Here is a 13,271-nt window from a genome sequence, read left to right on the forward strand (position 1 = left end):
CTGGAAGTTGTGTAATGGTGTTGGTACAATTATCGGTAGCACTTGATCCGTCAACCAAATTTGGAACGGTGATGCCACAATTGGCGTCAAGATTTACATCCTGATTCGCTTCTGCTGCAAGTACTGGTACCTGATTATCAATAACCGTTACCGTAAAAGATGTAATAGCATCACCACAACTGTTAGAAGATTTAGCCCAAACAGTTGTTGTTCCAACAGGGAAGACATAAGGATTTGATATTGTTGCACCAAAATTGGTTAAACTATAAGTCACAGTTGGTGTTGGTGTTCCTGTTGTTGTTATATTAGAACCTAAAGCAACACTTGCTCCACATAATCCAGCTGCATTATTTACAGACCCTAAATTAGTTGCATTTATAGTCGGAGCATTGCAGCCACTAACTATAAGCGTTAGGTTTCTAGGATCACCACTTGACCCCGTAACAATGAATGAATATGTTCCTGCTGGGACGCTACTTGCTACTGTAAGAGTAAGAACTGAGGATAACATTGTAGATGGAGTGGCAGGAAAGTTTAAAGAGTTAGGTGAGAAACTATAGGTTACTCCGGACAATACACTAGCAGAAAGGGTAGTAGAGAATGGATTTTTTGCACCGTCACGTGTTGCCGTAATATTATAAGTAACACTACCGCCTACTCCCGTATTAATTGTACCATTTTGTGTGGGACTATTAAAAGTAACTGTGTTTCCATCCGTAAACGTCCACTCTGCCTCGGAACCCATGTTTCCATGTGCCTCCAAATTAAATGTTGCCCCAAGAGCATCACCTTCTTCTATAGTAGGCACATACCAGGATGTGGTGAAATCACCATTGGCATCAGCAGTCACAAACCAAGGTAAGTGATGTTGCGGGTCAGTACCTAAAGGATCTCCATCTGCATGGTGCACATGTAATTCAACATATTCACCAGCCAGAAATCCAGAACCAGTTATAATGGCAGTAGCTCCCGGTGGGTAATCCAATAAATCTGTTGAAACCGTAGCCTGCCCAAAAGCCACATTAGCAAAAAACAAATTGGCAATTAGAAAGAAAGAAATTAAGAATCTTGATTTGAGTAAAAATGTTTTCATATTTATTGAATTTAAATAATAAAATAACGAATACTATATGCCTTACTATAAAATGCAGAACCAATAGAATAATATCTCTATTGCTCTTAAATTTTTATAACAAAAAACAACATTACAATTGTCTAATTTTCAAAAACTTAAATACTAAATTATATAATTAAGAATACATTAATCTTATTTTTAATACATTTTCGATTAAAGGAATAAAAAAAACTACCAACTACATCTTTTATATTTTTTTAGAAGAAATAAAAAAAATAATTAAAAAAACAGTGCCCTTTTATGACTGTTTTCTGTTTCAATTATTAAAATTCCATGAAACAAATTACAGGAAATCACTTAAGAATTATAAATAAAAAAGGCTGCCTTTACAGACAGCCTCATTTGAATTTTGATATTTATTTTACTTTTAGTCTTTATTTTAAAACCGTAAACTCAATTTTTGAATCATTAAAAATTCTATGCGTTTGTTTCTGAAAATCCTCTGGTTTAGCATAAAATATATTGTCTACAAACGTTTGCGGATTCAAATCAATTAACGGAAACCAAGTACTTTGAACTTGAATCTGGATTTTGTGTCCTTTTTTGAACGTATGAAAAACATCTTGCAACTTGATATTTACTGCCGTTTTCTCATTGGCAACAAAAGGCTCTGGTTTTGAAAAACTGTTCCTGAAACGACCTCTCATTACTTCACTGCGCACCATCATATGGTAATTACTCATCTTTAAATAAGGAGCAACTTCTTTTGTTTCCGGTTCATCATTCGGGAAAACATCAATCACTTTTACAATCCAATCTGCATCAGTTCCTGTAGTGGAAACTTGCAATTTAGCCAAAATTTCTCCAGCCAATGTAGTGTCATCAGCCAAAACCTCAGTTTCAAAAACTAGCACATCAGGACGTCTCGCCGCAAAACGCTGATCATCCGTCATGTATTTTCTTGGCGTAAGCCCTTGCTGTTTAATATCCTCAGAATAAGGAACCGGTTTTTTAGGATCACTGATAAATTCTTCAAAGGCAAAATTCTTCTTTGCCATTTTTGACAATCGGTTATCTTGCAAAAAGAAATCTTGCTTTGCAGTATTTTGAGGAGGCCAAACTGCAAAAGTCTGCCACTCTTTTCTACCAGTATCAAAAACATAGGCTTCCGGTAATTTGTTTTCACCTTTCCCATTATTTTTCAAGAAATGACGGAAGAAATTAGCTTCAATATTTTTTTGATAATATCCGGAAATACTGTCGCCAAAATTAATATTACCAATCACTTGTTTTGCAGAATTTCTAGCCCAATCACCATGACTCCAAGGTCCCATAACTATTGTATTGTAGTTTTTACTACTCTTTTCAATGGTACTATAGGTATTTAAAGGACCATATAAATCTTCGGCATCAAACCAACCTCCTACTGTCATTACAGCTGGTTTTATATTTTTTAAATGTTGTAAAATACCACGTTTTTGCCAAAAATCATCATAACTAGAATGGTCTTTCAGTTGCTGCCAAAATTCATCTTCCTTACCGTAATACTTGTCTAAATTAGACAAAGGTCCTGCATCCAAGAAAAACTGGTAGTCATCATTAGTACCTGTATTCGTGAATTTATACCAAGGTTCCGTAGTACGTTTTGTTTTTTGAGGTCCAAATAATGGCGTTACTTTCCAATAACTCAACAAATATGCTCCATTATGATGAAAATCATCAAAAAAGAAATCAGCAATACAAGCCTGTGGAGAAACTGCTTTTAATGCAGGATGATTACTTAATAAAGAATAAGTGGCATAAAATCCAGGGTAAGAAATCCCCCAAGTCCCAACATTCCCATTATTATTAGCCACATTTTTAACCAGCCAATCAATCGTATCATACGTATCCGAAGCTTCATCGATATCTTTTTTTCCTTTTTTATTTGGAATAAAACCACGCATATTATCGTATAAACCATCGCTCATGAACCTTCCACGAACATCTTGATAAACAACAATATATCCTTCTTTCATCATGGTTTCACTTGGAGAAATACTTCTCTTGAACTGATTTTCTCCGTAGGGTCCTGAATTATAAGGCGTTCTTTGCATTATAATTGGATATTTTTTAGAAACGTCTTTAGGGGTGTAAATCGAAGTAAATAATTCTGCTCCGTCACGCATTTTGATATGCACTTCTTTTTTGGTGTAATTATCCGCAACATAATTTGCTGCTTTATCTTGGGCAAAAAGAATTGCGCCAATAAAAAAAAGAGAAATGCTAAGTAGTTTTTTCATAAGTTTTCTTGGATTAAATAATTTTTAAAGATAAAAAATCTCTCCAAATAAAACCTACATAAATATAATTTTATATGCTATAAAAGCAACGTTTTAAAATATCTTTAGGTCCAATCAGGAACAAAAAAAAAGGCCTATTCGGCCTTTTTAAATCGATCAATTCCTTCTCTTAACCAACCTTTGTAGGCATTGATATCTGAGTTATAACTTTCTGGTTTGTCAGATAACATATTTCCTTCCTTGTCTAAAATGATGTAATACGGTTGTGCATTGGCTTTAAATTTAGTGATTTGAAAATCACTCCATTTGTTTCCGACACTTACAATTTCTTTACCCGTTTCTTTGGATACGTATTGCTCGCTTTTTGGTAATTCTCTTTTATCATCTACATACAAAGAAATCAACACTACTTCATCTTGTAATATTTTTAAAATCGCAGGATCAGACCAAACGTAATCTTCCATTTTTCTACAATTCACACAAGCATATCCTGTAAAATCAAGTAAAATAGGTTTATTTACTGATTTGGCATAAGCCAATCCTTTTTCATAATCTTCAAAAGCAATAAGATCGTGTGGTCCTAAATGTGCGCCTTCCGGCAAAATTTGGGCAGATGCATTCGAACCGCTTTTTGAGTTTCCTACACCGTATGGACTTTCACTATACGTCATTGGAGGTGGAAAACCAGAAATTAATTTTAGAGGTGCTCCCCAAATTCCGGGAATCAAATATATTGTAAAAGCCAAAACTACTAATCCCAATGACAGTCTTCCTACCGAAATATGATTCATAGGGCTATCATGCGGAAGCGTAATTTTTCCGAATAAATAAAATGCCAGTGTTCCAAAAATAGCAATCCAAATTACTAAGAAAACTTCTCTTTCTAAGAAATGCAATTGCATTACTAAATCCGCATTCGACAAAAACTTGAATGCCAAAGCCAATTCTAAAAATCCTAAAACCACTTTAACAGTATTCAGCCATCCACCGGATTTTGGCAATGAATTCAACCAACCCGGAAACATCGCAAACAACATAAAAGGTAAGGCTAAAGCCAATGAAAATCCTAACATTCCAACAATTGGCGCTATTCCGCCTTTAGACGCGGCTTCTACTAAAAGTGTTCCTACGATAGGTCCTGTGCAAGAAAAAGATACAATTGCTAATGCCAAAGCCATGAATAAAATTCCAATTATTCCACCTCTGTCGGCTTGATTATCGACTTTATTAGCCCAAGAATTAGGCAACATAATCTCAAAAGCACCCAGAAATGAGGCAGCAAAAACAACTAACAGAATAAAGAAAATAATATTAAACCAAACATTCGTAGACAACGCATTCAATGCATCAGCACCAAAAATCCACGTCACTAAAAAGCCTAAAACTACATAAATAAATATGATGGCAATTCCATAAATAATAGCATTTCTTATTCCTTTCGCTTTTGTTTTACTTTGCTTTGTAAAGAAACTTACCGTCATAGGAATCATCGGGAAGACACATGGCGTAAGCAATGCAGCAAATCCAGATAAAAAAGCAATGAAGAAAATAGACCACAATCCTCTTTGTTTTGAAGGTTTAGAATCTAATACCGGAACTTTTTCAGGACTAACGGTTCCTTCCTTAATTACGTCTGTATTTACAACTGCAGTATCAACTTTGGCTGAATCTATTGTAGTTAAATCAGATGCTACAGAAGCTATTTCTGCTGTTTTGGAAGCTGCGGGAATCGTAAAGGTGAAACTTTTCTCCATATTGATGCACGCTTCTTTACAAACCTGATAATTCAAATTGACTTCGATTTTTGTAATCTTTGGGTTTGTAATTGTAATTTCTTGTTGAATTTGAGCTTTTTTCTCAAAGTACGTTTCATTAACTTCAAAAATATCATTGAAAGCAGTAGTTGTTTTGCTTTCTTTGGCTTTACCAACTAAATTAAAGTTACCCTTTTGATTTTTGAAAATAATTTCCAAAGGCAAAGATCCGCCTTCAGCTGTAAATTGGGAATACATATGCCAATCTTTTTCTATGATGGCATTAAAAGTAAGTATATAATTATTCTCTGATTTTTTTTCAATTTTGGTGGTCCATTTTGCAGGATCAAGAATTTGGGCATTTCCATTGGCAAAAGCCAAAAAAGCAATAAGTATAAATAGTAGTTTCTTCATTATTCTAATTGTATTTTAAGTATATTCTTTGTTGTATTATCTATTCTAAAGCGTTCATCTTGACGAACATCAATAATCCAAACTATTTTATCATTCGAACATAAAAGCCAGGTATTTTCCTTTTCCAATAATGATAATTTTTCATCTTTAAAAAGCTTGCTCACTTTCTTCGATTTACCATTCATCCCAAAAGGTTGAAAACTATCTCCCTTGCTCCAATGGCGCAAAATCAATGGATATTGTAATTTATCAGCGTCCACAAAGATAGTTTTATTTGAAACGATACTAATGTCAGCTACTTTACAAAATGAAAGATTTAAGGGAATATTAACTTCTTTTTGATTTTCAGCAATAGAATATTCCTCCTTTTCATTTACGGAATTTATCGGGCTTAGGATTAAGGAATCTCTGTCTTTCAATAATCGGAATTCAGAAGAAAAAACGTATTTGCCAGATTGGCTTTCAACCAAATCATAAATATCATCCCAAGCCGAAAATTCAAATTCTTTCAGCCATTGGTATAAATACGATTTATAATTTGGTAATTTTTTTAATTGCTGCAAATCAAAATAAATAGCTTCATTATCTTGCTTTGCAACTTGCTGATAAATCATAATGGAAGCATCTTCAACCATAACTTGTGCTTCTTGCAAATAGGTTTGCGTTTTATGAAAGGAAGAAAGAAAATTAGGATTCAATTCCTTTAACATTGGAACCAAATGATGACGAATCTTATTACGAAGGTATTTATCCGATGTATTACTGCTGTCTTCGCGCCATTGAATGTTATTTATTCTGGCATATTCTTCCATTTCCTCTTGGCTAAATGCCAAAAGTGGACGAATTACTTTTTCGTTCTGTTCCGGAATCCCAGTCAAACCTTCTAATCCTGTTCCTCGACTGAGGTTGATTAGGAATGTTTCCAGATTATCATCGGCATGATGCGCGGTAAGAATATAATCGAATTTTTCGGTTTCCAATAATTCATAAAACCAGTTGTAACGCAACTCGCGAGCAGCAACTTGGGTAGAAATTTTATAATCTTCTGAGAAAGCTTTGGTATCAAATTGTGTTATAAATACTGGAATATTATTTGTAGCAGCATAGTCCTGAACAAAATTTTGATCTTCAAAACTTTCCATTCCACGCAATTGAAAATTACAATGTGCGATTCCTATTTTATAATCTAATTGCTGCAACAAATGAACCATAACCATACTATCTTTCCCGCCGCTTGTGGCAAGAAGTATTTTTTTTCCGTTCAAGAACTGAAAATTATGAAGAAGATGGTTTTGGAATTTCTGTAGCATGTTCAAATTTAATTAATTCATTTTGATTTAACTTAAAACTTCTCGCATAGCTTTTGCTTTAAGCAAACATTCTTCATACTCGTTTTCAGGAATTGATTGTGAAGTTATCGCACTTCCAACCGAAAAAGAAACATATTTTTTTTCTTGATTGTATAAAATGCTTCGGATAACCACATTGAAATCGAAATCTCCGTTTGGTGCAAAATACCCTACTGCTCCACTATATAAGCCCCGTTTTGTTTCTTCCAGCTGCTCAATGATTTTCATCACCGAAATCTTTGGAGCACCAGTCATACTTCCCATCGGGAAAGTAGTTTTTAAGGCATCTACAGCAGAATATTGAGCATCTATTTTTGATGTTACCGTTGATATCATTTGATGGACTTGCAAAAAAGAATAAATTTTGCATAACTCTTGTACTTCAACGGAACCTTTTTGTGACGTTCGAGACAAATCATTCCGCACTAAATCAGTGATCATAATGTTTTCAGCTCTTTCTTTTGGGTCTAAAGCCAATTGCATTTTTGATTTTTCATCTTCAATTGGGTCTGAAAAACGTTTGGCAGTTCCTTTAATCGGTTGCGAAATAAGCAACTCTCCTTCTTTTTTTAAATAGCGTTCCGGTGTTGCCGAAAGTAAAAAGTGTTTGTTGTTTTTAAAAAAAACAGCAAATGGAGGCTGAGAAATTTCGTTGAGTTTTATAAATTTTTTAATTGGATTAATGATAGCATTTTCGGCAAAAAACTCCATACAAAAATTAGCTTCATAAATATCACCTTGATGAATGTGTTCTAATATTTTCGAAACCTTTTCAAGATAATTCTCTTTTGATATTCGTTGTTGAATTTTTATTGTCGCTTCAGCTTCGACTTTTGACTTTAGGCTTTCGACAATTTCTTCAAAATCTTCCTCAACTTCATCGTCACACATATTGAGATATTGAATTTCGAGTTGATTTCCTTTCAATAAAAACAGCTTCTTAGGTTGAAAAAAATACAAATCGGGAAAATCTAAGCCATCAAAATTAGTAGATTGTAACTGCTCGATATCATTTTTTAAATCATACGATAAATAGCCAAAAAGCCAGTCTTTGGTAATTTGCTGGTATTGTTTTAAATCTTCAAAAGCATTGTGATAATCCGTCTTTATTGCGGTAAATGCATCAACGGCAAGAACACAATCATAACTGGAATAGTTTTGCGGATAATCATTACTGTCTAAATAAATGATTTCTCGAAACTGTTGAGACCAAAATAAAAGTTGCTGTTTGAACAATTTTGGATCAGAAATAGACTTGTAAATTGAAGTTCTCAAAAAGTATTGGTGTTTAAAATTCAAAATTACAATAAAAAATAAACCTTCAATAACTGATTATACTAAAATTAGTTTATTTTTTTGTAAATTTGATAGTGCATGATAAATTTTGGCTTCTTTTAATCGTCTAATCATTCTCATTATGGCTTCAAAAATTTTTATCAATTTAGCTGTTAAAGACCTAAAAAAATCAATTGATTTTTTTACTACACTTGGATTTTCTTTCAATCCACAATTTACTGATGAACAGGCTACTTGTATGATTATAGGAGAAAATATTTTTGCGATGCTAGTGACAGAGCAACGATTTAAAGACTTTACCAAAAAAGAAATTTGCAATGCCAATAAAAATACCGAAGTTTTACTTGCAATGGATGCCGAGAGCAAAGAAAAAGTAGATGAAATGGTCAAAAATGCAGTTGATGCAGGTGGTTCAATTTATATGGAGCCACAAGATCATGGATGGATGTATGGACATAGTTTTGCCGATTTAGACGGGCATCAATGGGAAATTTTCTATATGGATGAAAGTGCTATTCCCAAATAATAATTCTCAAATGTGTAACCTCTAAAAAACCATATACTATGAAAATTGCAATTATTATTATCCGAACTTTAATTGGACTTTTGCTACTTTATGCGTCTGTAAGCTTCTTTCTAAAACTAGCACCAGAACCAGAAGTTACTGGAAACTTCAAGGCTTTTAATGTGGGCTTAGTTGCGTCTACTTATTTGATCCCTTTGGCAAAATCAATGGAATTCCTTTGTGGATTATCCTTTATTACCGGACGGTATGTCACATTAGCCAATATCTTAATATTACCTATAACCATAAACATTTTATTTATTAACTTTTTCTTATCCCCGGAAGGAATACCAATTGCAGTGTTCTTATTTTTAGGAAATCTGTTTTTAATTTACAGTCATTGGGAAAACTATAAAGGTTTATTTATAGCTAAAGGCTAAGTAAACTCAACTCATAATAAATAAAGAAACCCGTTCAATTGAACGGGTTTCTTTATTTTTAAACGAGAATTAATCTCTCATTTCAGATTTTCTAATTATACATGCAAAGCTCTATTATCAGTAGCGGCTAATGCAGCTTCTTTTATCGCTTCTGCAAATGTTGGATGTGCATGTGACATTCTTGAAATATCTTCAGCAGATGCTTTGAATTCCATTGCTGTAACTGCCTCAGCAATTAAATCCGCACAACGGGCTCCAATCATGTGAACTCCTAAAACTTCATCCGTTTTAGCATCAGCAAGAATTTTTACAAATCCGTCTAAATCTCCACCTGCACGTGCACGTCCTAAAGCTTTGAAAGGAAAACTTCCTGCTTTGTATTCTACACCAGAAGCTTTCAATTGCTCCTCAGTTTGCCCTACTGCAGCCACTTCTGGCCAAGTATAAACAACACCAGGAATCAAGTTATAGTCAATATGTGGTTTTTGACCCGCTAATATTTCAGCAACCATTGCTCCTTCTTCTTCTGCTTTGTGCGCTAACATAGCTCCACGAACAACATCTCCAATGGCGTAGATATTAGGAACGTTAGTTTGTAAATGATCATTTACTTCAACCATTCCTCTATCTGAGATTTTCACTCCAGCTTTATCTGCATTCAATCCATCCGTAAACGGACGACGTCCCACAGAAACCAATGAATAATCACCTTCAAGAGTAATTGTTTCTCCTTTTGCATTTTCAGCTTGAACAACAACACCTTCGCCATTTCTTTCTACTGATTTCACTTTATGAGAAACGTAGAATTTCATGCCTTGTTTCTTCAATACTTTAGTCAATTCTTTAGACAATGAGGCGTCCATTCCAGGAATGATTCTGTCTAAATATTCTACTACAGAAACTTGCGCACCCAATCGTAAATACACTTGACCTAATTCAATCCCAATTACTCCACCACCAATAATCACTAAATGTTTTGGTACCTCTTTAAGTTTTAACGCTTCAGTAGAAGTGATGATTCTTTCTTTATCAATTTTGATAAAAGGTAAAGAAGAAGGCTTTGAACCTGTAGCGATAATGATATTTTTAGCTTCGATAGTTTCAGAAGTTCCGTCTGCTTTTGCAACAGCAACATGCGTGGCATCAACAAATGAACCCAATCCTTCCAGAACTGTAATTTTATTTTTATCCATTAAAAATTTCACACCACCTGAAGTTTGATCAACAACAGCTTGTTTACGTGCAATCATTTTTTCAAGGTTCACTTTTACTTCACCAGAAACTTCAATTCCGTGATCTGCAAAATGAGCAATTTCACTGTAATGATGAGAAGAAGCAAGCAATGCTTTTGAAGGAATACAACCTACATTCAGACAAGTTCCTCCAAGAGTGGAATATTTTTCTATAATTGCTGTTTTGAAACCCAATTGTGCACAACGAATTGCTGATACATATCCGCCTGGTCCAGAACCTATAATGACTACGTCAAATGAACTCATAGTATATTTTTTTATTGTGTTTTTATAAAATGTTGCACAAAATTAAGGAATTAAGTTTTGTTTAAAGTTTAATTCAGAAGGTTTTTTGTTACGAATTTTTAGTAATTAACATTTACTTATCATTGAATACCGCTTTAAATTCACATTTATTCTAAATATCAACAACTGTCGTGTTTTTTACTTCACTAATCATGAATGTGCTGTGTGTACTTCCAATATGTTCCAATGTGGTTAATTTTGTAACCAAAAACTCCCGATAAGCTTCCATATCTTTAACTACTATTTTTAGTATATAATCATAATCACCACTCACATGATGGCATTCAAGGACTTCTTTAAGTTTTACCACTTCACTTTCAAATTTGGTAAGAAACTCTTTGGTGTGTTGTATTAACTTAAGATGACAGAAAACCACAAAACCTTTTTCGACTTTCGAACGATTGATTAACACGACATATTTATCGATAATCCCTTCTCTCTCCAGTTTTTTAATGCGTTCGTAAACGGCAGTCAAAGAAAGATTCAGTTTTAAAGACAATTCCTTAGTTGTTTTCTTACTGTCGGATTGCAATAAAAAAAGTAATTTTTTATCGATGGCGTCTAATGTCATTTTTATTGAAATTTGAATTGAAATAAAATCTATATAAATCCTTTTTGAGAAGCTAATTTAGAAAATTAAATCCTATAATTAAAATTTAGTAGTTTTAAAATCTAATATTAAGTAATAGTATTGATTATTAATCTATAACACTGTTATTTTGAATAGATTTTATTCAGACCGAAATCGCATAGCCCTGATAGCAGCGACATCCTTTTATTCGCCACGGCGAATAAAAGATATAGCGAATAGCAGGAATAGCTTCAAATAACAATAAAAAATAATTATGAAAAATTTCAATCCCGCAGACAACATTCAGGATTTACAGTACTTTGGCGAATTTGGTGGCGTAAATCCATCTATTTCAGACTCCTCAACCTATACCTTTTTATCGGCAAAAACAATGTTCGATACTTTTGAAGGCAATATGGAAGGCTGTTACTTGTACTCACGTCATTCCTCCCCGAGTAATTTATACTTAGACAAAGCATTGGCAGCGATGGAAGGAACGGAAACTGCTAATGTTTCAGCATCAGGCATGGGGGCGATTACACCTACACTATTACAATTATGCAGCTCGGGTGATCACATCGTTTCCAGCAGAACTATATATGGCGGAACGTATGCTTTCTTGAAGAATTTTACGCCAAGATTGGGTATCAAAACTACTTTTGTAGACATCACAAAATTAGACGTTGTGGAAGCTGCAATTACTGCTGAAACTAAAGTTTTGTACTGTGAGACGGTGAGTAATCCTTTACTGGAAGTAGCTGATATTGCCGGTTTGGCAAAAATTGCCCTAAGACACAATTTGAAATTGGTTGTCGATAATACTTTTTCACCATTATCAGTTTCTCCTGCAAAGTTAGGTGCTGATATTGTAATTCACAGTTTAACGAAATACATTAACGGAAGCAGTGATACGGTGGGTGGTGTAACGTGTGCTTCGCAAGAGTTTATTGATAGTTTAAAAAATGTAAATAGTGGTGCCAGTATGTTATTGGGTCCAACAATGGACAGTTTGCGATCTGCCAGTGTGATGAAAAACTTACGTACATTACATATTAGAATGAAACAACACAGTCACAACGCAATGTATCTTGCAAAACGTTTCGAAAAAGACGGATTAAAAACGGTTTATCCTGGTTTGAAAAGTCACCCAAGCCATAAATTGTATGCTAGTATGATTAATCGCGAATATGGTTTTGGTGGGATGATGACAATAGATGTTGGTACTTTGGAGAAAGCCAATGCACTGATGGAATTGATGCAAGCTAAAAATTTAGGCTATTTAGCAGTGAGTTTAGGATTTTATAAAACCTTATTCAGTGCTCCAGGAACTTCAACGTCTAGCGAGATTCCTATGGATGAACAAATAGAAATGGGATTGACTGATGGCTTAATTCGGTTTTCCATAGGTTTAGATAATGACATTGAAAGAACATATCAAATGATGAAGAAATGCATGATGGAATTAAATGTACTAACTTCAGAATCAATTTTGACAGAATAGTTTATTCATTTTATAATTTGAAAAAGCAGCAAAATATTTTGCTGCTTTTTTGTTGCTTAATTTTTAGTAAACAAGCAACTGATTAAGAGTAATCAGGTTTAAAAATAATTCTCTTCAATTCTCTTTTTGATCTAATCAACCTCTAAGTAAATTATTCTAGAGATTCTTAATTTCACCTCCCATCAGTAACTCGCTTAAATTCAATGCTATATAAATAAAAACTAATTACAATACGCGACTCATTTGAATCTTTCTTCCTAATTGAATAGTTTATAAAAACTCAACCTTATCAAAGACAAAAAACCCTTGTCACAAATATGATTTGGATTTAAAAGAATCAAAAACAAGTACAGATTAAAGAAAGCTGACGAGTCGGGGCGTTAGACGAACACATCTCACCGCTGTAAAACAAAAAATCCTCATCAAATAATGATGAGGATTCTTCAAAGAAAGGCGACGACATACTCTCCCACATAACTGCAGTACCATCTGCGCAGGCGGGCTTAACTACTCTGTTCGGGATGGGAAGAGGTGAGCCCCGCCGCA

At 34.0% G+C, this 13,271-nt stretch carries 10 protein-coding genes and 1 rRNA gene; 3 read left to right on the forward strand and 8 right to left on the reverse strand.

Features of this window, described 5'->3' with window-relative positions; genetic code table 11:
* From QLS31_RS15635 to QLS31_RS15655, 5 genes are all read right to left on the reverse strand, one after another.
* The coding region (locus QLS31_RS15635; protein ID WP_282744619.1) for a hypothetical protein at nt 1-1,093 on the reverse strand (1,093 nt) is incomplete at its 3' end.
* A 416-nt stretch (nt 1,094-1,509) separates the two neighbouring features.
* The gene (locus QLS31_RS15640) at nt 1,510-3,357 is read right to left on the reverse strand and encodes a CocE/NonD family hydrolase (protein ID WP_282744621.1); all 1,848 of its coding nucleotides are present in this window, start codon (nt 3,355-3,357) and stop codon (nt 1,510-1,512) included.
* A 134-nt stretch (nt 3,358-3,491) separates the two neighbouring features.
* Nucleotides 3,492-5,525, reverse strand: a complete 2,034-nt coding sequence (locus QLS31_RS15645; RefSeq protein ID WP_282744622.1) for a thioredoxin family protein — start codon at nt 5,523-5,525, stop codon at nt 3,492-3,494.
* Nucleotides 5,525-6,835 carry a tRNA lysidine(34) synthetase TilS gene (tilS, locus tag QLS31_RS15650; protein WP_282744623.1) on the reverse strand — a complete coding sequence of 437 codons (1,311 nt, stop codon included), beginning with the start codon at nt 6,833-6,835 and terminating at the stop codon, nt 5,525-5,527. The genes QLS31_RS15645 and tilS overlap by 1 nt, the downstream gene beginning before the upstream one ends.
* 27 nt (nt 6,836-6,862) lie before the next feature.
* The gene (locus QLS31_RS15655; protein ID WP_282744624.1) at nt 6,863-8,149 is read right to left on the reverse strand and encodes an anthranilate synthase component I family protein; all 1,287 of its coding nucleotides are present in this window, start codon (nt 8,147-8,149) and stop codon (nt 6,863-6,865) included.
* Nucleotides 8,150-8,291: 142 nt separating this feature from the next.
* On the opposite strand from QLS31_RS15655, the gene QLS31_RS15660 reads away from it, so the two are divergent.
* Together QLS31_RS15660 and QLS31_RS15665 are read left to right on the forward strand one after the other, a co-directional pair.
* Complete coding sequence (locus QLS31_RS15660) at nt 8,292-8,696, forward strand: VOC family protein (protein ID WP_282744625.1); 405 nt, start codon at nt 8,292-8,294, stop codon at nt 8,694-8,696.
* A gap of 38 nt (nt 8,697-8,734) precedes the next feature.
* Nucleotides 8,735-9,115, forward strand: a complete 381-nt coding sequence (locus QLS31_RS15665; RefSeq protein ID WP_099714970.1) for a DoxX family protein — start codon at nt 8,735-8,737, stop codon at nt 9,113-9,115.
* A gap of 95 nt (nt 9,116-9,210) precedes the next feature.
* On the opposite strand, the gene lpdA is transcribed toward QLS31_RS15665, so the two are convergent.
* Nucleotides 9,211-10,614, reverse strand: a complete 1,404-nt coding sequence (gene lpdA / locus QLS31_RS15670; RefSeq protein WP_099714968.1) for a dihydrolipoyl dehydrogenase — start codon at nt 10,612-10,614, stop codon at nt 9,211-9,213.
* 151 nt (nt 10,615-10,765) lie between these two features.
* Entirely contained in the window at nt 10,766-11,224 is a 459-nt protein-coding gene (locus QLS31_RS15675) for an Lrp/AsnC family transcriptional regulator (RefSeq protein ID WP_282744626.1), read from the reverse strand.
* A 274-nt stretch (nt 11,225-11,498) separates the two neighbouring features.
* On the opposite strand from QLS31_RS15675, the gene QLS31_RS15680 reads away from it, so the two are divergent.
* Nucleotides 11,499-12,725, forward strand: coding sequence for an aminotransferase class I/II-fold pyridoxal phosphate-dependent enzyme (locus QLS31_RS15680; protein WP_282744627.1), 1,227 nt, complete (start codon nt 11,499-11,501; stop codon nt 12,723-12,725).
* Nucleotides 12,726-13,173: 448 nt separating this feature from the next.
* Here QLS31_RS15680 and rrf read toward each other — a convergent pair.
* Nucleotides 13,174-13,271: ribosomal RNA gene (gene rrf / locus QLS31_RS15685) — 5S ribosomal RNA — on the reverse strand; the annotation flags it as partial.

It is taken from the genome of Flavobacterium sp. XS2P24 (assembly GCF_030010285.1).
Lineage (GTDB): Bacteria > Bacteroidota > Bacteroidia > Flavobacteriales > Flavobacteriaceae > Flavobacterium > Flavobacterium algoritolerans.